Raw genomic sequence first — 19,265 nt, forward strand, 5'->3', positions numbered from 1 at the left:
ACCATCATCAGTCATGCGTCACAACCCAGAAGTCCGGCGTCAACGAGCGCCTGCCGAAGTCTTGTCATTTCTGCCGGCGGAAGGTCGGTGATCGGAGCGCGTGGACTGCCATTGCGCCAAAGCCCGAGCAACTGCATGCACGCCTTGAGGCGGGCCGTGGCCCATCCCATCGGATGCGCGCCATAGATGGCGTTTGCCAGGGGCTGAATGCGCTCATTCAATGCACGCGCCATATCCATATCGCCCTCTTGCACCGCACGATCAAGCGCTACGATCTCCCGCGGCATGATGGCTGCCAAGCTGACGAGACTACCCTCGCTGCCAATCGCAAAGCAAGGGAGCAAATGCTCGTCGCCGGATGCCATGACCTCGACATGCGGGGCCACCCGTTTGACGAGCCGGCGGTTTCGGTCATAGGTATTGCTCTCCCAGCTCCCTTCCTTGATACCCACGACGGTCGGCAGCTGAACCAGCTCGGAAAGGACCTCGGGCCTGTAGGCAAGCGAGGACGCGACGCCAGCCTGGTAGAGCATCATCGGCGTTGAAGCCACCGCGGCGATCTGGCGATGATGGGTTACAGCCATGGCGTTGTCCTGCGACAACGCCCAGGAAAACGGCGGGAAGACCAGAATGGAATCGGCGCCCGCCCTGGCTGCATCATCGGCATGGCAAGCGGCTTCTGCCGTTGACTCACACAACAGTCCCGAGACAACGATATGGGTGCGGCCAATCGTTTCAACGGCGATCTCGGTAACGCGGCGACGTTCATCGCGGGTCAACAGAAAGTTCTCTCCGGCGTGACCGTTGCAAAGGACGCCGACGATGCCCGCTTCGGCGGTGACGCTACGAAAATGATCGGCCAGCACTTCCTCATCGATCGTGCCGTCATCGCGAAACGGCGTGAGGGTTGCGACGTAGATGCCGCGAAAAGGGTGATCTATGGCAGGTATCAAGGTGTATCCTCCTCGTTCTTGATCAGCCGGGCAGGGTCGAACAGCGGCAGTTCTGGCTCCAGTCCGAGGATCCGGTCGGCAAGCAATTTGCCCATATAGGGAGCGCTGGTGTATCCGGAATGGGCGCAGCCGATCACATAGGCTTCCTCGAACCCGGGGAGGGGGCCAATGATCGGCATGGCATCGGCGGTCTCGGATTCGAGGCCGAGCCAGATCCGTACGATACGGGTGTCGTTTAGCGCTGGAATGGCGTGACGGGCAAGTTGCACATTGCCGATCAGGTTCTCCGGGATGGTCTCCACCCCTCCACGAATCGGATCGCCGATGCCCTGCCAGCCGCCGCCAATCAGCACGCTGCCGTTCTCGAATTGCTTCAGCGACAGAAGTCCGTTGGCAATGCCGACCACGCTGCGCATCACAGGCCGCATGCGTTCCGTCACTACAAGCTGGTTGATCAGGCACTTGATCGGGACGCGCAGGCCAAGCCAGCCAAGCATCGACTCCAGCCAGACGCCGCCGGCAAGCACAAGGCGCTTGGCCACGGTGCGTCTGCCGTCCTCGTGGCGGATTGTGTAGCTGCCCTTCTCAAACTCTATGCCGCCTACAGGCCTATTTTCGAGAATGGAGACATTGGCCGCGACCAGAGCCTTTCGATACGCCCGACCTGTAAGATAGGCCGTCACGTGACCGTCGAGTTCGCAATATGCAGCGGCGATCAGCGAAGGGTTCACGCCTGGGTCCACTCGAAGTGCCTCGGCGGGAGTAATCAGCCGGATGGGCGCGCCCATTGCTGCGCGCGCATGCGCCCTTTTTTCCAGCATCTCCTGTTCAGCTGCCGTAAAGGCGAGAGACAGTCCTGGAGCGGACCGTGCGCCGACATCCATGCCCAGCCAGTTCTCTGCGTCGAGCCAGAGTTCACGGCCTTTTATCGCATAGGGGATGAGGCCGGCCCGGGTCATATGCAGGGTCAGCGTACCGGCATTTACGCCCGAGGCCTCGCGGCAAATGTCACCTCGATCGATCAACACAACACGCATCCCGCTGCGGGCAAGATGAAGCGCGGCCGTCGCACCCATCGCGCCGGCACCGACCACGGCGATATCATACGTCTGAGATGGATTCATCGACGTCATAGCGGAGCCGGCGGAGGAAGCTTGAGTTCGGCATAATCGACCGTCTCGACAAGATGGGCGACCGGCAGCGGACGAAATGGCGTGCGGCCCGTGAACATGCCAGACCTTGGAAACTGTCCTGTTGCATCGGCCAGCAGGGCTCCCGCAATGTCTCCGCATATGCGCCCCTGACACGGTCCCATGCCGCAACGGGTCCATGCCTTCAGCTGGTTCAAGCTGCGTGCGCCTTCGCTGCAGGCAATGTCGATGTCCCGCCGGCTGACGTCCTCACAGCGACAGACGATGGCGTCGTCGGCGATGCCTTTGATCTGCCCTGGCTTCAGTGCCATCAACTGCGCCATGGCGCCGCCGAAACGGAGTGCCTGTCGCGCCTTTTGCCGCGGCACAGACGATTTCGAGAGGTAGACTTCATCGGACAGAACTCCAAGGTCGCGAGCTACAGAAAGACCCGCGAGGCGCCCGTTCACCTCAGCTGCAGCCGCCCCCGAAATTCCCGCGCCGTCACCGATCACGTAAAGGCCAGGCACGCTGGTGCGAAAATCCGAATCCGTTTGCGGAATCCAGCCGCCACGCGCCTCATCGAACGCATGCTCGGCACGCAGCAGCCTCGTGACGTCGGTTGATGCCGTCAGGCCGTTTCCAACCGCGACGGCATCAACGACGATCGTCCGCTCCGCGCCTTCCGACGGCAGGCCATCATTATCGACCGGACCGATCGTTGCCTCGATTTCGTCCTCGCCCCGTCGAGCAGCATTGCGGATGGCATGTCTGTTGAAGAAGGGAACGCCTGCGCGATGAAGTCGCGCCAGCCATCCTGCACCGCGCATCGCAAGGTCGGGTCGCGTCAGGAAAGCCGCGCCATGTGCCAGCCAATCGCCCCGTGAGGCAAGATCAACGACACCAGCGACCTCCCCACCGGCCTTGAGAATTCCGGCGGCAACAGCCAGCAGCAACGGCCCTTGTCCTGCCACCAGCGTCCGGCGTCCCGGCAAAATATGTTGTGACTGCAGGAGGATCGTCGCGCCGGCAAGGCCTGTTATGCCGGGAAGCGTCCAGCCGGGAAAGGGAACGACCCGCTCCTGCGCGCCGGTAGCCACGATGATCTTACGGGCGCGCCAGGACACCGGCCCGCTTTTGGAAAGGCCATCCACTCGCAAGTCGGGAGAGACCGACCAGACTGCGTGACCGAAGCGCGTGTCGACAGCGCTTTCTGCAAGACGGCGGCGCAAGGCGTCTCCAGCCCGGCTTTCGGGGGTGGATTTTAGACCTTCGAAGCTACGAGGTGCCGCGCGATAGACTTGGCCGCCCGCCGCCTGGGCCTCATCGACCAGCAATACCCGGAGACCGCAAGACGCAGCCGACAGAGCGGCCTCGCCTCCGGCCGGGCCGGCACCAATAACAAGGACATCATAGATCTCGGTCATGCGATCGTTCCCTTTCGGACAACCAGACCATCGGCGCATTCCGACTGGCAAGCCGGTCGACGGACGCCATCCACTTCAACCGAGCACTCCTGACAAAGGCCCATCCAGCAGAACGGGCCGCGCGGGGCATGGTCATTCGGACTCTCGCGAAGCGTTTTATAGCCGGCCACCAACAGTGCCGCCGCTATCGATTCACCCGCATAGGCATCAACTGAGCGACCTTCGAACGTGAAGCGCACGACCTTGCCGCGCTCCACGTTGCGCTCCCGTAGATGCCTAGGGTTCGATTCAATGGGTTGACTTTCATCTGGCACAGTGTTTTTCTCGTCTACGAACGGTATACGATAGATACACCGTCAAGACTGAATACGCAACGGCTCGCATACGGAAATATTGCGGAACGTTTCAAGTAGACTAAAAAAAGGGGAACGATATGAATGGTTTAAAAAGGGCTTGTCTGCTTGCCGGCGCAGCGTGGCTGGCATTTTCGGCAGGGGCTGCTAACGCGCACAGCCTGGATGAAATCTTGTCGGCTAAGAAAATTGTCGTTGGAATCAATCCGAACCTGCCGCCCCTTGGGCGCTTCAACGATAAAAACGAAATCGAAGGGTTCGACGTCGACGTCGCCAAAAAGTTGGGCGAATTGCTGGGCGTAGAGGTTTCGCTTGTGCAGGTGTCGTCGGCCGACCGGGTGCCGTTCCTGGCCACCGGCAAGGCAGACATCGTCCTTGGCGCACTGACCCGAACAGCCGACAGGGCCAAGGTAATCGACTTTTCGCTGCCGATTCAGACCGAAGCAATCAGTGGACTGGTGGCAAAGGATAAGCCCTACCAGACCATCGACGATCTGAACTCCGCTGACGTCCATCTTGTCGAAGTCCGCGGGACGACGCCTGTCGATTTCGTCAAGGACCGCCTGCCGAAGGCGCAGGTGACGCTCTTCGATAACTATCCGGATGCTGTGCGTGCGCTCGAGCAGGGCCGTGGCGATGCCATCGTCGACGTCGTCGACTATCTCGGGGCCTACACCAAGAATTATAGCACGGAGATGCGCGTCATTACCGACAAGTCTGCCTCAGTCGACTATGACTGCATCGGCATTGCCCAGGGCAATACGGCGCTGAAATCCTGGATCAACGTCGCCTTGTACCAGTTGCAGACCAACGGCTTCATGAAGACGAGCTACAAGCAGTGGTTCGGGATCGACATGGTCTATCCAATTCCTGTCACATCTTACTTCTGAGCGGCGACGACTGATACGGACGGGATCGGGTCATGCATTACGTTCTGCACTACAGTCAGATTACGTCCTATCTGCCATATTTTATAGGGGGCGCTCTGCTCAGTCTTGAGTTGAGCGTCCTGGCTTTCTTGGGCGCGATGGTTCTTGGGTTCGCGTTCGCGATCATCCGAAAGGAAGGCGGCCCGATCTTTTCGCGCCTGGTGCGCGGCTATGTCGTATTCTTCACCAATACGCCACAGCTCATGCAGATCTACGTGATTTTCTTTGGCTTGCCGGATCTGGGAATCGTCTTCTCACCGTTCGCAGCCGTGCTGATCGGCATGACGCTGAATGCGGCGGCCTATCTGACCGAGATCCTGCGGGCCGGGCTGGCATCCGTGCGGCCCGAGGAAATCGACGCGGCTGAGACGCTGGGGATGAGCCGGGTTCAAAGCTTGCGCCATGTCATCATACCGCATGTCTTCCGTGTTGCCCTGCCTCCACTCAGCAACCAATATATCCTGATGACGCTTGGCACCTCGATGGCCGCCGTGTTCGGGCTCGAAGAGCTGACGGGGCGGGCTTTCAACGTCAACGCGACGACGTTCCGCTCGATCGAAATCTTTTCGACGATAGCTGGCCTCTACGTCGTCATCACCTTTATCGCGACGATCTTGCTTGCCGTGGTCGGACGCTGGGTCTTCCGCGCACGGATCAGGGTGCTTTGATGCTGAAAGACATTCTCGTCCAGATTCCTCAGGTTTTCACAAGCTACAATATACTCTTGCTCGCAGAAGCGGCACTGACGACGCTTTATCTTTCGGCAGTCGGCTGCCTGGTCGGCGTCGTCTTCGGGACGCTCCTGTCCCTGGCCCGCCTTTCGCGCTCACCCTTAGTTTTTCCATTCAAGGCCGTGGCCTTCGTCTACGTCGAGGTCTTCCGCCGCGTGCCCTTCCTGGTAACCCTGCTGATGTTCTTCTTCGGGGCGCAGGTGATAGGACTGGATCTGTCGCCGCTTGCCATCACCGTCATCAGCACCTCGATCATTTCCACTGCCTTCGTCGCCGAAATTATCCGCGCAGCTCTTGCTGCCGTCAGCCCGAGCCAGTTGGAAACGGCCGCGGTGATGAACTTTTCGCCGTGGCAAATTCTCTACCATGTCCGCTGGCCGCAGGCGTGGCCATTGATACTGCCGCCGGTGTTTGGTTATTTCGTGCTGTTCATCAAGGACACCGCACTCGCCTCACAGATCGGCGTTCTCGAACTGACCCAGGCCGGCAAAATTCTCAATACCAAGGGTTTTTCGGCTCTGCTGGTCTTCACGACCATCCTGGTTCTGTACTTCTTGATTTCCTATCCCTTGGCTCGGCTAGGGACTTATCTGGAGAGCTATATTGGCGCATCTCGACATTCGCGGTCTCGCAGCCCGTTACGCTGATCTCACCGTTCTGGACGGTATAGACCTGACGGTGGAGCGCGGCGAGATCGTCAGCTTGATCGGACCATCTGGGTCCGGGAAAAGCACGCTCTTGCGCGTCATCACGGGTTTGCTCAAGCCGGAGCGAGGCGACATCATTCTCGATGGAGAGAGGATCGATTATGCAAATCGGCGCTCGCTTCAGGCTGCGCGCGAGAAGCTGGCGATCGTTTTTCAGCAATACAATCTGTTCGGAAACATGACCGTGCTCGGCAACGTGATGATCGCGCCGGCAAAAATCCGCAAGCGCGACAAACGCGAGGTCGAGGCCGAAGCCAAGATCTGGCTCGACAAGGTCGGCCTTGGCGACAAACTGAGCGCCTATCCGGACGAGCTTTCGGGCGGCCAGCAACAGCGCGTGGCGCTGGCGCGCGCGCTTTGCCTGAAACCGGAAATTCTGCTGCTCGACGAAGTCACGTCCGCCCTTGACCCCGAGCGGGTGAGCGAGGTCCTCGACACGATCAAGCTCCTCGCTTCCGAAAACATCACCCTGTTGATCGTCTCGCACGAGATGAGTTTCGTGCGCGAGGTATCCGATCGTGTGGTCTTCATGGCGAACGGCCGGATCCAGGAAATAGGGACTCCGAAGCAGATATTCGACGCGCCTCAAGTTCAGCGCACCCGAGACTTTATCGGCAAGATCGCCCGCCCGGCGCATACCGATTTCATTGCCCCATCCATGGAGATCTAGAGAGAATGAAACTGAAGATAACCGCTGGCCCCTATGTCTTCGACGCGGTGCTTGAGATCGAACGAGCCCCCGAGACATCGAAGGCTTTCTTGGAGCGCATGCCCTACGAGGGGAAAATCGTCCATGTGCGCTGGTCCGGCGAGGGCGTCTGGATACCGCTTGGGGACTTTAATTTCGGTGTTGGCTATGAGAACCATACAAGTCACCCGGCGCCAGGCCATGTTATTCTCTACCCCGGCGGCATTAGCGAAACCGAAATACTAATCGCCTACGGCGGCGTGGCATTTTCTTCAAAGGTCGGTCAGCTTGCAGGCAATCACTTCATAACAATCACGTCGAGCCTCGATAAGCTGTATGAGCTGGGCCGCAAGACTTTGTGGGAGGGCGCACAGTCTATTACTTTCGAAAGAGTAGAGGATTAAAAACAGCGATTTATCCGTGTTGGATAGCGAAGGGTAAGCTGGAGCGCTCCCTAAGTATTTGCCGTGATGACGGTCTCACCTCAATCGGTGGGAACGTCCGGTACCTCCGTGTAGAAATTTGGCACCGGTAAACTTCTGAAAGTGCCTTCTATTTGGTGACCTCACGCTCTCATACGATCAATAAGCAAACCAATCCCAGGTCACATTTCCGTCGATTGCAGATGTCTTCGAGCGAACTCTATCAGGCTGACGATATGGCCCGCCACCGCATCCCGGGTAGATTTCTCATCTCCAAGCTCGATCGCTTCGATTATGACGAGATGTTCGGTCGAATCCGGCCTGAGGCGGTCCTTTAGCCGCTCGATTTCGAACAACCGCGTCGTCGCCCGAAGTTCCCGCAGGACCTTTGCCATAACCGCATTGCCGCAATTGTCGATGATCATGTTGTGAAGGTTGTCGTCTGAGAACCAGTGCTGATCGGTATGATAGGCGGTGGCCCCAAGCAGTTCGTCAATTTCTCTCCTGACTGTTATGAGTTGGCGACGGGGGATCGCTTTTATGGACAAGACTGCGGCTTCGGGTTCGATGAGCAGGCGAAGCCTCAGGCTTTGCAAATACTCGCCGATGTCCACATGACGAACTACGTAGTTCCGGCCATTGCCCTTGCGGACGAGACCTTCGCCCTCAAGGCGTTGAAGGGCTTCCCGCAAGGGAGTTCTCGAGATGCCAAGTGTCTCGGCAAGCCGAGCTTCCACGATGACATGGCCCCCCTTCAGCCTGCGATGCCTAATCATGTCGGATATGGCCTTGTAGGCCATGGATGCGAGATTATGCCCGCTCTTGTCTGGGGCGGTCTCCACCCGCCCGCTTGAAACGTCTGTCACAGTCCTGTCGATCTCCAATCCGCTTCCGCCCGATCTCTCGCGCGACGCGCCACTTCCTTCAAGATGGCTCTTGTTGCATATGATAACCGATATCGAAAAGGGACCAACATAATTGCCTGGTGACAATGAACTTGATGAGCAGGTCGATACCAGTCTTGCGGATAATACATACCGCAGCGTGCTGGCGGACATTCTTGCCGCCCGACTTGTCGGCGGATCGGTTGTGCAGCAACGCAGACTGGCTGCGCAGCACTCGGTTTCGCGGTCGCCGATGCGCCACGCACTGGGGAGACTGGAAGGCGAGGGGCTCCTTGTTCGCGACGAAAAGGGAGTTCTGTCTGTTCGGGTGATCAGCCTCAAAGACTATCTCGACAGCTTGGCGATGCGCGCCCTTCTTGAGCCGCCAGCCGCTGTCCAGGCGGCTCTGCACGGTCGTCGAGATCGCGTTGAATCGCTCTTCGACATGCTCGACGCAATCGAAGCAAATGCCGATCCTGACCCTGAGATCGTATGGCAATTCGATGATGCACTGCATGGTTACATCGCTACTGAGAGCGGAAATCCATTTATGTCCGCCGCCATTGCGGAGATGCGGCGCTACACGACCATTTTCGAAAGGCAGATGGCCGTGGTTCGGGCGAAGCCCGGCGTCGGCGAGCACCGCGCAATACTCGAAGCCCTTTCCAAGGGCGACGGCGATGCAGCCCGGCTGGCGATGATCAATCATCTCGAGGTGGTCAGGCAAGGCGTTCTCTCAAATTACTGAATGATCGAAAAATCGCGCTTGCATCACCAAAATACTTTTGTATAAAAGTGGGATCCCATATGAATGCACGCCTGGGACCCAACGATAACAAAACTCCAGAGGATAAAATGCTCCATTCTCACATCAAGCGCTGCATTCTTGCGGCATCCGTTCTTTCGATTACCGCATCGACCGCGTTCGCCCAATCCTGCCAGCCCAAGGTCGCCGCAGGTGAGCTGATAAAGCCGGGCACGCTTGTCATGTCGACCAACCCAACGCTGCCGCCACTCCAGTTCATCGATTCCACCGGCGACCTCAAGGGGATGCGCATCGAGCTGGGCACCGAAATCGCAAAGCGTCTCTGCCTTCAGCCCGAGTATGTTCGCATTGAGTTCTCCGCGATGGTTCCCGGTCTGCAGGCCGGACGTTGGGATATGATCAATACCGGGATCTTCTTCACGGAGGAGCGAACCAAGATCATGCAGATGATCCCTTACGAAGATCAGGCGATCAGCGTCTCTGTAGCGCCGGGTTCCGACAAGAAGGTCACGACAAAGGACGATCTTGCTGGCATGACTGTCGGCGTCGAAATCGGTGGGTTTGAAGAAACCAAGGCCCATGCGCTCGACAAGGAGCTTCGTGATGCAGGCAAGGAAGGTCTCACGATCCAGACCTTCGACAACTTCGCATTGGCCTATCAAGCTTTGCGCGCTGGCCAAGTCCAGGGAGTCGTGTCGATCGACGCGGTCGCCAAGGACTATGACTCCCGTGGTGATTTCAAGCGCGCGATCAGCGGCCTATACCCAGCTCCGGTCGCATTGGCATTCAAAAGCCCCACCCTTGCCGACACCGTCGCCGCAACGCTGAAGGAAATGAAGACCGACGGCTCGCTGAAGACCCTCTTTGACAAGTACGGCTTGCCGATGGTCTCAAGCGACTATTCTGTAAAGGGTCCTGGTCGCTGATCCAACGCGCGATTTGGTTTAAGAACGGGATGGCGCTTCCTGCGCCGTCCTCTTCAGGAAAGTCTTGCAAATGACGCTTTGGAACTGGTCCGGCTTCTTCGGGTACCTCGTCAATCCCTTCATTCTCGGCGGCGTATTCACCACGGTCTGGTTGACCGTCGTCTCGCTGATGACCGGCTTGATAATCGGGTTTGCGCTTGCTTTGATGCGGCGGTCGCAGGTCCGGGCGCTCTATTACCTCGCCAAGGCGTACATCTGGCTGTTCCGCGGGACGCCTCTTCTGGTCCAATTGATTGCGATTTACACCGCGCTTCCGCTCTTCGGCATCAAGTTCACGGTGCTTGAGTCGGCGCTCATCGGACTGGCGTTGAACGAGGCCGCCTACCTGGCCGAGATCATACGCGCGGGCATCGAGGCCGTGCCGGACGGACAGACGAGAGCCGCGCGGGCGCTCGGTATGACGGAGCGACAGATCATGCGCTACATCGTCATGCCGCAGGCCTTCAAGGTGATCATTCCGCCGCTCGGCAATTCGGTCAACGGCCTTCTCAAGACAACCTCAGTTACCTCGGTCATTTCGGTCGAGGAGCTTTTAAGGCGGACGCAGGTGCTGATCCAGGAGCGGTTCATGGTGCTCGAACTCTTCGCCGTGGCAGCGATCTACTATCTTCTTCTTACCACCCTCTGGGATTTTTTCCAGAATCACATCGAAAAGCGCTTGGGCCATGCCGAATCGCGGCTATCGGCGAACCAACGACGCTAACCTCAGGAATTAAAGACATGACCTCGAAATTTCGCGGCGTTTACACCGTGATGATTACACCGTTGGACGAAGACGGTGCTGTTGATCTGACGGCACTCGCCGCCTTTACCGACTGGCAGATCCGCGAAGGCATTCACGGTCTCATTCCCCTTGGTTCCACGGGCGAGTTCCTGTCTCTCAGCGAAGACGAGCGGGATGGTGTTGCGAGGACCGTCATCGAGACGGCCGCGGGGCGTGTTCCGGTATTGATCGGCACTGGCGCGGAGGACACCAGGGAATGTGTCCGGCTCAGCAAGAAGGCGGAAGAGATGGGTGCGGACGGGGTAATGATCATCCCGCCATTCTATTCTACGCCTACCGATGACGAGATCGTCCATCACTACAGGACTGTCGCATCGTCGATCTCCATTCCGATCATGGTCTATAACAATCCGGCGACCGCCAATGTCGATCTCAAGCCAGAACTGGTGAAGCGGATCGCGGCGATCGAAGGCTGTGACTACATAAAGGAGTCGACACTGGAGGTCACCCGTGTCCGTGACATTATCCGTCTGGCCGGTGACAACATGACCGTATTTGGCGGCATCCTGGGTTTCGAGTCCTTCGTTCTTGGCGCGCAGGGCTGGGTTGCCGTCGCCTCGAACGTCGCTCCGGGGCCGATGGCGCGGATATTCGAGCTGGTTGCTGACGAGAAGAACATCGACGAAGCAAGAGCGCTTTATCTGAAGTGGCTTCCGGTCATCCAGGCCGTCGGAGGTCAGGCCTACGTTGCAGGATCGAAGTCGCTTCTCAATCACATGGGATTCGGAGCGGGACAGCCGCGGCCGCCGCGCCTGCCGTTGCCGGCTGCACAGGATGCTGCGATAAAGAAGATGGTTGCCGACTTCTGCCTCAGCTTCCACGCCTAAGGGACGACTGCATGCCCGACATTCTCACCAAAACTCCAGAAGTCGGGCTGATCAACCTCTTTGTAGATGGCGTCGGCATCGCCGTCGAGAAGGGCCTGTCTGTAGCAGCCGCGATCGAGGCATCGGGCTCTCACGGATTTTCCCGAGGTCTAAAGGGAGAGCCGCGCGGTCTTTTCTGCGGCATGGGCGCGTGTCAGGACTGCCTCGTCGCGGTCGACGGCAGACTGAGCCAGCGGGCATGCATGACGATCGTCGCGGACGGAATGCGCATTGAACGCCCTTCACCTCGGGCTGAGATCTCGTCGTCGGGCATCGCCGATCTCTGCGACGTCCCTTCGTCGCTCCCTACGCGCGTGATGGACATGCTGGTGGTGGGGGCGGGACCCGCGGGTCTCGCCGCTGCCCAAGCGGCTGTCGCGGCGGGCGCAAGCGTCACGATTGTAGACGAGCGAGCCACGCCCGGTGGCCAATACTTCAAGCAACCGTCGAGCGACCATGCGAAAGAGCATCTGCGTGGTGACGCGCAGGCGAGCCAGGGTGCCGATCTAATTCGCTTGCTCGAGAAAAGCGGCGTCGCCATTCTCAGGGGTACCATGGTCTGGGGTGCTCAGCTGAACGAGGATGGTAAAGCGACTATCGGATGCTTCGGGCCTGACGGTGCATTCTACTGCCAGCCGAAATTTTTGATCATAGCGACAGGTGCTTACGAACGACCCGCCGCCGTGCCGGGTTGGACCTTGCCTGGTGCGATGACAGCAGGTGCGGCACAGACGCTGCTCAGAAGCTATGCGACCGTTCCGGGAAAGCGGATCGTCGTCACCGGGAATGGCCCTTTGAACATTCAGGTGGCAAACGAGATCCGCAAGGCGGGCGGTATAGTTGTCGCTCTTGCCGATAAGGCGGCGCCACCGTGGAAGTCGCCTGGAGCCGGCGCGCAACTCTTTGCTGCCGATGCCACGCTTGCGTTACTGGGCTGTCGTCAACTCTCGGCGTTGCGATCTGCCGGAACGAAGGTCTTCTGGGAGACCACCCTCAAAGCGATTCACGGGCGTGAGAAGGTGGAGAGCGTCACCATCTCGGGGCCAAAGGGTGAGCGAACTATAGACGCTGACGCTGTATTGATCGGCGGCGACTTCACCCCATCCAACGAATTGTCCCGACTGCTTGGATGCGGCCATGAAGTCGTCGGTGGCGAGCTGTCCGCGATCTGCGGCGAGGGTGGCGAGACCACGATAGAAGGTATCCACGTCATCGGTGAAGCTGCTCGCTTCGGTGGGGCGTATGTTGCAATGGCAGAAGGGCGTCTAGCGGGCTTGGCCGTTGCGAAAAAGCTCGGTCTGGATGCCTCGCCAGATATCAAGGCGCAGCGACGACTCGGTCGCCATCGCGCATTTCAGAAGGCACTCTGGAACCTGTTCGCGCCAATCGAGAATGCGGTACAAATTCAGCCGCCGGAGACCATCGTCTGCCGCTGCGAAGGTGTCACTCTAGGGACATTGCAGGCAATCAGCGCGCGTAGCGCAAATGACGTCGCGACGGTGAAGCGGCTGTCACGTGCTGGTATGGGTCGTTGCCAAGGACGCTACTGTAGTAAGCGCGTGGCGAACGTAGTGGGCGAGACTCGTCGAGGCAGCGAAACTCAGGGTTTCCTTGCCCCTCAGATGCCACTTCGTCCTCTTCCGCTTGCAGCACTTGCGGTCGAGAAACCGGAATGGGGTGGTCATAAAAGGGCCATGCTGCCAGAGAGGTCACCCCGTGTCGAGATTGTGCCTTTACCCATATCGAGCATTTCGACGCTAGTCATCGGGGCAGGGATCGCAGGCCTGTCCACGGCGCTTTTTCTTGCCAGAGCCGGCGAAGATGTCGCAATCGTCGAACGCGCCTTCCCTAACTCGTTGGCGTCGGGCGGCAACGCGGGCAGTCTTCACGCCCAACTGCTTTCCTTCGATCACGGCAGCCGCGCCGAGGCCGGGGGAGGGCCTGCAGTGCAAACTTTGCCGTTGCAGCGCGATTCCATTCGCCTGTGGGCCGACTTGCAGAAGGAACTCGGCCGGGATTTCGAAATGAAAGTGACAGGCGGCGTCATGGTTGCCGAGACCGACGCGCATATGCGCTTTCTTGCGGCCAAGGTGGCGGCAGAACGTGGAGCTGGCATCGACAGTCGACTGATCGACCGTGACGAGCTTCGCCATATCGAGCCGCATCTGTCGCCGGACTTCGTCGGTGCAGCCTATTGCTCGCAGGAAGGCAAGATCAATCCGCTCGTTGCCACGCAATACGTTCTCGAAGCGGCGCAACAGCAAGGTGCCCACGTGTTCGAGCGCTGCGAGGTCCTCTCCATCGCCTCGGTAGCCTCCGGAGGCTTCGACGTGAGAACGTCGCGCGGCAACATTCGAGTAAAACGCGTCATCAATGCCGCCGGCGCGTTCGCCTCACGCATCGGCGCAATGCTTGGTCTTGATATCCCCGTGTTCGGCGCGCCATTGCAGATGGTCGTGACCGAAGCAGCAGCGCCCCTTATCACCTGCCTCGTCGCGCATGCTGATCGGCATCTGACCTTGAAGCAAGCGTTCAACGGAAACTTCATCATCGGCGGCGGATGGACCGCAGGTCTCGATCCGGTTCACCAGCACCCCCGACCGTCGTTTTCCAGTCTTGAAGGCAATCTTTGGGTTGCCCAGCATGTCGTGCCCGCCCTTCGCAAGCTGAACGTCATTCGCAGCTGGGCGGCGATGAACATCAATATCGATGGCGCCCCGATCCTCGGAGAGCACCCGTCGCAGCCTGGGTTTTTCAACGCGGTCACATCGAACGGCTACACACTCGGCCCGCTGATCGGACATCTCACGGCTCAGCTGGTGCTTGGGCGCGAGACCGGTCAGGCGCTGCAGCCTTTTTCCATATCCCGCTTCTCGAAAGGTCGATCATGATCGAGATCACAGGCATCACAAAATTCTACGGCAGCTTCGAGGTGCTGAAGAACTGTTCCGTAAAGGTGGAAAGAGGCGAAGTCATCGTCGTTTGCGGGCCTTCAGGATCCGGCAAATCCACGCTCATTAAATGCGTCAACGGCCTGGAGCCCTTTGACCAGGGTTCGATCCGTGTCCACGGCATCGAAGTCGGGGATCCGAAAACGGATCTGCCAAACCTGCGCACCCGCGTCGGGATGGTTTTTCAGAATTTCGAGCTCTTTCCGCATCTGACGATCATAGAGAACATCATGCTAGCCCAGAAGATCGTCCTCGGTCGTACGGCAGTCAGTGCCGAAAAGAAGGCTATGGAGCTTCTCGATCGCGTCGGTTTGGTCGAACAAGCAAAGAAATATCCTAGCCAGCTTTCGGGCGGCCAGCAGCAACGTGTCGCGATTGCCCGTGCCCTGGCCATGGATCCGCTCGCCATGCTTTTCGACGAGCCGACCTCGGCACTCGATCCGGAGATGATTTCGGAGGTTCTCGATGTGATGACCGGGCTCGCGAAGGACGGAATGACGATGATGGTGGTGACGCACGAGATGGGTTTCGCCCGCCGAGTCGCCACCAGAGTCATCTTCATCGACCAGGGCGAGATCCTTGAGGATTGCCCGAGCGAAGAATTTTTTTCGGGGAAACACAATCCAAGGACGGAAGCGTTTCTCGGCAAGATTCTTCAGCATTGAAAGGCGTTGCCATGCCCGAACTCGATCTCGTCATCAAAAGCGCCAACGTGGCCACCGCGTCGCACTGTTCCTGGGCGATGTAAAAGAGCGGGACAAATACCGGCCATCTGCAACTCGGCCAGCCGAAAAAGATTATCACAACTGAAAAATAGAAAGATCGACAATGAAACTGAAAATTACCGCAGGCCCGTTCACTTTCGATGCCAAGCTGGAGGTCGAGAAAGCGCCGAAAACCGCGGAGGCGTTCTTGAAGCACCTGCCCTTCAGCGGGGAGATTGTGCACGTTCGCTGGTCGGGCGAGGGCGTCTGGATTCCGCTCGGAGACAAGGACTTCGGCGTCGGCTATGAAAACCACACGAGCCATCCCGCCCCTGGTCATATCATTCTGTATCCCGGTGGGATCAGCGAGACGGAAATTCTGCTTGCCTATGGCGGTGTCGACTTCTCGTCAAAAATGGGCCAGCTTGCCGGAAACCACTTCATCACCATCACCTCTGATTTGGACAAGCTCGCTGAACTGGGCGTAATGACGCTTTGGCGGGGTGCCCAGGCAATCAAGTTTGAGGTTGCGTAGAATGGGCAAACCGACACGCTACCGTCAGCGTGTCGGACATCATCGGATTTCCGAGTTTCCAGTGAATTGCGACTTGCAACTGCTTTGATCGGTGGCAGTCGTTCATACCCGGTGGGCGCCACCTAGCAGACTGTGGTTTAGACTGCACTGAGGCATAAAATGAGCGGCATTTAGATAGCCTCGCTAGCTTGCGCAGTATCATTTCTCTATGTCGAGGCACACGAGGTTGTGAGATGCCCGGAATTGGCCGCGTAGTCACTTCGCGGTCAGTCTTCCAAAGACTGCTGGCACCCAAGTCGGGAGATGTACCTCGCGAAACCGCGATAATTCAATAGCTTCACATTGAGGTCATTCGCGGGTCGCAGGTCCAAATCCTATCAAGGCGTTGGAATCGCAGAATGACGAAGTACAAGCACAAAACGTTCGGTGATAATCGGGTCGAACTTAACGCCGTTGACGATGATGCCAAGCTGGCTGAGTTCGCACGTGAAAAGCCTCGGGTGAGGTCGTGCAGCGCACTTCGTCGCGATATAGAGGGTGTTACCAGGTGGCCGCGCCACCTCTCCGAAAGCCGATGCGACGTTAATGACATGTCCATCCCGTCCTTGCAAAACGTTTTCAGCATCCTTGGTAAGCGCGATCGGAGAGCAGACGTTTACACTAAAACAGATGCCTTAAGACTGAACAGGCGATCCAGGAACGGAATTTTACAGCCTCGCGCCGTCGACAAGGGTGTCGAGACAACCTTCGATTTTTTTTCGAAAGCCTTTTCGATGACGACGATTAGGGCGTTGGTACCCTCGATCGTGCTGAGGTTTGCGCCAATGGCGTCCCGCTGGTCGAAATGAGGTTCACATTGCGTGGCCTTAAAAGGCTCCTGGAAAAACCCTGTTCTGCCAGCCATTCGATCGTACCGATGGTTCCGCCGCGTGCTCGAACCGGCCTTGCCATTATCTGGACGGGATCAGTTGGGCTCACTATAAAAATCCTCGACAAGTTTTGGCGTGATGCGGTGATGAGTCGCTTGCTCGTAGTCATAGGCGAAAGTTAGCAGGTCCGCCTCGCTCCACAGGCGGCCGACGAATATCAGGCTGAACGGGCCGCCATTAGCAAACTGGCCCGCCGGCACCGTTACGCCCGGCAGCCCGGCAATGTTGATTTCCGACACCGTCGTTGCCGGGAAGGTGGCTTCGTCGAAAATGCCTGGCAGCGCCTCGGACACCTGCGGAAAAATAAGAAGATCGAGATTGTTCTGCCGCATGACGGCATTGAACACCCGCAGATAGGATTGGCGCAGCGCCAGAAATTCGCTGAGATCGGGGACTGCCGCCGGATTTTCTAGGGATTTGCTGAGGATCGGCATGGTCTTCGGGTGACTGCCCAGCAGCTTGTCATCGGCAAAAGGGTCGTCCGCCAGCAAGCCCTTTAAAGCCAGCAGCGAATTTGCTGCAGCCGAAGGGCCAAGCCGGCGGAGATAATTGTCGAAGTCATGGGCCATCGATTCCATGCCTCGCGGATCGAAATCACCCTCCAGGGCGCTGAGAGCGGCAAATTCCGTGCCGGCAAAAGGATCGTCGACCGCGACGATGCCGCGCTGCCTGAGCTCGTCAATCGCCACGGCGTAAAGCGCGGCGGCTTCCTTCGACAGCGGCTTCGTCCGCCATCCGGCACCGTAAAGGCCGACACGCGCGCCGTTGAGGGCGGTAAGGCTCAGCTTTGCAGTGTAGCCGCCCTCGGGAATATTGCCGATGCTCGCCACCGTTTTCGGGTCTTCGGCGGAATAGCCGGCCAAGACGTCGAGCAGCAGGGCGGCATCGGTGACAGTACGGGCATGCGGGCCGACGACGTCGCGGGTCGAGCCGGCCAGCGGCGCGACGCCGGCGTTCGGCACCAGGGCAAACGTCGGTTTGACGCTGACGAGGCTCTGGGCGGCGGCCGGGTTCTGGATCGAGCCGCCGGTCTCCTCGGCCAGGCCAACGACGGCGAAGCCGGCGGCAATCGCCGTTGCCGTGCCGCTCGAGCTGGCACCGGGGGCAATGGCGCGATTGACGGCGTTGTAGGTCGGGCCGTCCCAGCTCGAATTGGCGCGGGCGCCATCATGGCTGAAGGCCGGGATATTCGTCTTGCCGAGAATAATCGCCCCGGCCGTCTTCAGCCGGCCAACGACAGGCGCGTCGCGTTCCGGCATCAGATCGATGCCGCCCGTGCCGCTGTAGAGTTGCGCCCAGCCGGCTGTCGACGGCAGGCCGACAAAATCCATCGCTTCCTTGACGACGACGGGCACGCCGGCCAGGGGGCCGAGCGTTTCGCCGGCAGCCCGGCGCGCGTCAATGGCCTTCGCATCCGCCAAGGCAGCAGAGTTCATGAAGGTAAAGGCATTGTAGTAAGGCTCAAAGCGCTCGATCCGCGCCAGACAGGCGAGCGTCAGTTGCTCTGACGTATAGGCGCCGCTGGCAAAGGCGGCTTGGATGTCGTCAATTGTCAGTGCGGCGATATTAATATCGGCGAGGGGAGACATGGGGCTAGATGCGTTCACGATGATGCTCCAGACGTGGTGGATGGGAAACGTGCGCGACGCTGTCGCCGCCTCGGCTAGGCAGCTGCTTTAGTCGCGATCGAGCTTTCGATGAGGCCCAGCAGATGCGGCGTGTCCATGACATCGGCGAAGATCGCCGACATGCTGATCAGCGTCGCGTTGTGCTCCTCGTCGCTGAGCGTGGCGTTGGCGTCGGTCATGAAGATGATGTTGTAGCCCATCTGCAACGCGTCGCGCGCCGTGCTTTCGCAGCAGCAGTTGGTCAACGTGCCGGTGATGATCAGTGTGTCGATGCCGCGTGCCTTCAGTTGCTGGTCGAGATCGCAGGTCTCGGGAATGAAGGCTGAAAAGCGTGTCTTGTCGAAGACGAGGTCAGCGTCCCTGACATCCAGCTCCGGCGCCAGCTGCCATTGGTCGGCGCCGCGCGAAAACGCCTCCGTCATGATGTCGAACTGGGTCTCGCTCATATAATTGTGGAACCAGACGTTCCAAGGCAGTTTTTCGGCCGCGTCATAGGTGTAGCGCAGAAAGACATTGGTGCCACCGGCGGCCCGCACCTCCCGGGAAATGCTGTTGACAGCGCCAACGATTTCGCGCGTCACCGGCACCTCGACCGCCGCACCCTCGGCGACGAAACCAACCTGCAGATCAACGATGATATGGGCGACCTTCGCCATGTCGAGACTGTCGAAAACGTATTCCTTGCCGCCGCGCTGCTTGCGGCCGCGATCGATGATGTGCTGCGGGATCGAAATCTTATGCATGTCGCTCTCCTTCGGTCAGGGTTGATGATCAGGGTCGGGAGTGATCGGGCGGCAGCCTGGCGCCTTGTCGACATGATCAGAATGAAATAATTAATTACGAAACTATCAGCTTGGCAAGTATTTTAATTATCGGCGTGGTGATTAAATAG

The 19,265-nt window shown here is 58.7% G+C and carries 21 protein-coding genes; 12 read left to right on the forward strand and 9 right to left on the reverse strand.

Translation table 11 applies throughout. The annotated features are described in order from the left end of the window. Window positions 1–11 precede the first annotated feature (11 nt). From PR018_RS20880 to PR018_RS20895, 4 genes are read right to left on the reverse strand one after another with little or no spacing between them, the layout of a single operon-like run. Window positions 12–953, reverse strand: a complete 942-nt coding sequence (locus tag PR018_RS20880) for a dihydrodipicolinate synthase family protein (protein WP_142831198.1) — start codon at window positions 951–953, stop codon at window positions 12–14. Further along, window positions 950–2,086, reverse strand: coding sequence for an NAD(P)/FAD-dependent oxidoreductase (locus PR018_RS20885; RefSeq protein WP_142831199.1), 1,137 nt, complete (start codon window positions 2,084–2,086; stop codon window positions 950–952). Before PR018_RS20885 ends, PR018_RS20880 begins: the two co-directional genes overlap by 4 nt. Then, window positions 2,083–3,510 carry an NAD(P)/FAD-dependent oxidoreductase gene (locus tag PR018_RS20890; RefSeq protein ID WP_142831200.1) on the reverse strand — a complete coding sequence of 476 codons (1,428 nt, stop codon included), beginning with the start codon at window positions 3,508–3,510 and terminating at the stop codon, window positions 2,083–2,085. Before PR018_RS20890 ends, PR018_RS20885 begins: the two co-directional genes overlap by 4 nt. Then, window positions 3,507–3,767, reverse strand: a complete 261-nt coding sequence (locus tag PR018_RS20895; RefSeq protein ID WP_142831201.1) for a (2Fe-2S)-binding protein — start codon at window positions 3,765–3,767, stop codon at window positions 3,507–3,509. The genes PR018_RS20890 and PR018_RS20895 overlap by 4 nt, the downstream gene beginning before the upstream one ends. Window positions 3,768–4,036: 269 nt before the next feature. On the opposite strand from PR018_RS20895, the gene PR018_RS20900 reads away from it, so the two are divergent. Genes PR018_RS20900 through PR018_RS20920 form a run of 5 tightly spaced genes read left to right on the forward strand, consistent with a single transcriptional unit; the run spans window position 4,037 to window position 7,322 of the window. Next, window positions 4,037–4,753 carry a transporter substrate-binding domain-containing protein gene (locus PR018_RS20900; RefSeq protein ID WP_244615433.1) on the forward strand — a complete coding sequence of 239 codons (717 nt, stop codon included), beginning with the start codon at window positions 4,037–4,039 and terminating at the stop codon, window positions 4,751–4,753. A 32-nt stretch (window positions 4,754–4,785) separates the two neighbouring features. Beyond that, window positions 4,786–5,460, forward strand: a complete 675-nt coding sequence (locus PR018_RS20905) for an amino acid ABC transporter permease (protein WP_142831203.1) — start codon at window positions 4,786–4,788, stop codon at window positions 5,458–5,460. After that, window positions 5,460–6,170, forward strand: a complete 711-nt coding sequence (locus tag PR018_RS20910; RefSeq protein ID WP_142831204.1) for an amino acid ABC transporter permease — start codon at window positions 5,460–5,462, stop codon at window positions 6,168–6,170. Before PR018_RS20905 ends, PR018_RS20910 begins: the two co-directional genes overlap by 1 nt. Beyond that, window positions 6,127–6,900, forward strand: coding sequence for an amino acid ABC transporter ATP-binding protein (locus PR018_RS20915; protein ID WP_142831205.1), 774 nt, complete (start codon window positions 6,127–6,129; stop codon window positions 6,898–6,900). The genes PR018_RS20910 and PR018_RS20915 overlap by 44 nt, the downstream gene beginning before the upstream one ends. A 5-nt stretch (window positions 6,901–6,905) precedes the next feature. Continuing rightward, a complete protein-coding gene (locus tag PR018_RS20920) occupies window positions 6,906–7,322 on the forward strand; it encodes a DUF3830 family protein (RefSeq protein WP_142831206.1) in 417 nt (138 codons plus the stop codon). A 200-nt stretch (window positions 7,323–7,522) separates the two neighbouring features. Here the strand turns inward: PR018_RS20920 and PR018_RS20925 are convergent, their stop codons facing one another. After that, window positions 7,523–8,140, reverse strand: coding sequence for a GntR family transcriptional regulator (locus tag PR018_RS20925; protein ID WP_142831237.1), 618 nt, complete (start codon window positions 8,138–8,140; stop codon window positions 7,523–7,525). A 178-nt stretch (window positions 8,141–8,318) separates the two neighbouring features. Here PR018_RS20925 and PR018_RS20930 point away from each other — a divergent pair, with 178 nt between their 5' ends. From PR018_RS20930 to PR018_RS20960, 7 genes are all read left to right on the forward strand, one after another. Then, the gene (locus PR018_RS20930; RefSeq protein WP_142831207.1) at window positions 8,319–8,972 is read left to right on the forward strand and encodes a GntR family transcriptional regulator; all 654 of its coding nucleotides are present in this window, start codon (window positions 8,319–8,321) and stop codon (window positions 8,970–8,972) included. Window positions 8,973–9,079: 107 nt separating this feature from the next. Then, window positions 9,080–9,916, forward strand: coding sequence for an ABC transporter substrate-binding protein (locus PR018_RS20935; RefSeq protein WP_142831238.1), 837 nt, complete (start codon window positions 9,080–9,082; stop codon window positions 9,914–9,916). A 70-nt stretch (window positions 9,917–9,986) separates the two neighbouring features. Continuing rightward, window positions 9,987–10,679 (forward strand): amino acid ABC transporter permease, encoded by a 693-nt coding sequence (locus PR018_RS20940; protein WP_142831208.1) that lies wholly within the window; start codon window positions 9,987–9,989, stop codon window positions 10,677–10,679. A gap of 17 nt (window positions 10,680–10,696) precedes the next feature. Beyond that, window positions 10,697–11,587: a 4-hydroxy-tetrahydrodipicolinate synthase gene (gene dapA / locus PR018_RS20945; protein ID WP_142831209.1), complete on the forward strand. Its 891-nt coding sequence runs from the start codon at window positions 10,697–10,699 to the stop codon at window positions 11,585–11,587. An 11-nt stretch (window positions 11,588–11,598) separates the two neighbouring features. Beyond that, entirely contained in the window at window positions 11,599–14,517 is a 2,919-nt protein-coding gene (locus tag PR018_RS20950; RefSeq protein ID WP_142831239.1) for an FAD-dependent oxidoreductase, read from the forward strand. Next, complete coding sequence (locus tag PR018_RS20955) at window positions 14,514–15,242, forward strand: amino acid ABC transporter ATP-binding protein (RefSeq protein ID WP_142831210.1); 729 nt, start codon at window positions 14,514–14,516, stop codon at window positions 15,240–15,242. Before PR018_RS20950 ends, PR018_RS20955 begins: the two co-directional genes overlap by 4 nt. A gap of 163 nt (window positions 15,243–15,405) precedes the next feature. Next, entirely contained in the window at window positions 15,406–15,816 is a 411-nt protein-coding gene (locus tag PR018_RS20960; protein ID WP_142831211.1) for a DUF3830 family protein, read from the forward strand. Between the two features lie 377 nt (window positions 15,817–16,193). On the opposite strand, the gene PR018_RS28505 is transcribed toward PR018_RS20960, so the two are convergent. From PR018_RS28505 to PR018_RS20975, 4 genes are read right to left on the reverse strand one after another with little or no spacing between them, the layout of a single operon-like run. Next, window positions 16,194–16,427 (reverse strand): Rossmann-fold NAD(P)-binding domain-containing protein, encoded by a 234-nt coding sequence (locus PR018_RS28505; protein WP_425064167.1) that lies wholly within the window; start codon window positions 16,425–16,427, stop codon window positions 16,194–16,196. 44 nt (window positions 16,428–16,471) lie between these two features. Beyond that, on the reverse strand, window positions 16,472–16,720 hold the full coding sequence (locus PR018_RS20965) for a hypothetical protein (protein WP_142831212.1): 249 nt from the start codon (window positions 16,718–16,720) through the stop codon (window positions 16,472–16,474). A 60-nt stretch (window positions 16,721–16,780) separates the two neighbouring features. Continuing rightward, complete coding sequence (locus PR018_RS20970; RefSeq protein WP_341798999.1) at window positions 16,781–18,352, reverse strand: amidase; 1,572 nt, start codon at window positions 18,350–18,352, stop codon at window positions 16,781–16,783. Window positions 18,353–18,408: 56 nt separating this feature from the next. Beyond that, window positions 18,409–19,116: a cysteine hydrolase family protein gene (locus PR018_RS20975; RefSeq protein WP_142831213.1), complete on the reverse strand. Its 708-nt coding sequence runs from the start codon at window positions 19,114–19,116 to the stop codon at window positions 18,409–18,411. Between the last annotated feature and the right edge of the window lie 149 nt (window positions 19,117–19,265).

This window comes from Rhizobium rhododendri, assembly GCF_007000325.2.
In the GTDB taxonomy this organism is placed as follows: Bacteria; Pseudomonadota; Alphaproteobacteria; order Rhizobiales; family Rhizobiaceae; genus Rhizobium; species Rhizobium rhododendri.

Bases quoted from the DNA above. Each gene is read 5' to 3' on its own strand.
- PR018_RS20975 (WP_142831213.1), bottom strand. From the start codon at position 19,116: ATGCATAAGATTTCGATCCCGCAGCACATCATCGATCGCGGCCGCAAG.
- PR018_RS20940 (WP_142831208.1), top strand. From the start codon at position 9,987: ATGACGCTTTGGAACTGGTCCGGCTTCTTCGGGTACCTCGTCAATCCC.
- PR018_RS20910 (WP_142831204.1), top strand. From the start codon at position 5,460: ATGCTGAAAGACATTCTCGTCCAGATTCCTCAGGTTTTCACAAGCTAC.
- PR018_RS20890 (WP_142831200.1), bottom strand. From the start codon at position 3,510: ATGACCGAGATCTATGATGTCCTTGTTATTGGTGCCGGCCCGGCCGGA.
- PR018_RS20955 (WP_142831210.1), top strand. From the start codon at position 14,514: ATGATCGAGATCACAGGCATCACAAAATTCTACGGCAGCTTCGAGGTG.
- PR018_RS20885 (WP_142831199.1), bottom strand. From the start codon at position 2,086: ATGACGTCGATGAATCCATCTCAGACGTATGATATCGCCGTGGTCGGT.
- PR018_RS20905 (WP_142831203.1), top strand. From the start codon at position 4,786: ATGCATTACGTTCTGCACTACAGTCAGATTACGTCCTATCTGCCATAT.
- PR018_RS20965 (WP_142831212.1), bottom strand. From the start codon at position 16,720: ATGGCTGGCAGAACAGGGTTTTTCCAGGAGCCTTTTAAGGCCACGCAA.
- PR018_RS20920 (WP_142831206.1), top strand. From the start codon at position 6,906: ATGAAACTGAAGATAACCGCTGGCCCCTATGTCTTCGACGCGGTGCTT.
- PR018_RS20925 (WP_142831237.1), bottom strand. From the start codon at position 8,140: ATGGCCTACAAGGCCATATCCGACATGATTAGGCATCGCAGGCTGAAG.
- PR018_RS20935 (WP_142831238.1), top strand. From the start codon at position 9,080: ATGCTCCATTCTCACATCAAGCGCTGCATTCTTGCGGCATCCGTTCTT.
- PR018_RS20960 (WP_142831211.1), top strand. From the start codon at position 15,406: ATGAAACTGAAAATTACCGCAGGCCCGTTCACTTTCGATGCCAAGCTG.
- PR018_RS20950 (WP_142831239.1), top strand. From the start codon at position 11,599: ATGCCCGACATTCTCACCAAAACTCCAGAAGTCGGGCTGATCAACCTC.
- dapA (WP_142831209.1), top strand. From the start codon at position 10,697: ATGACCTCGAAATTTCGCGGCGTTTACACCGTGATGATTACACCGTTG.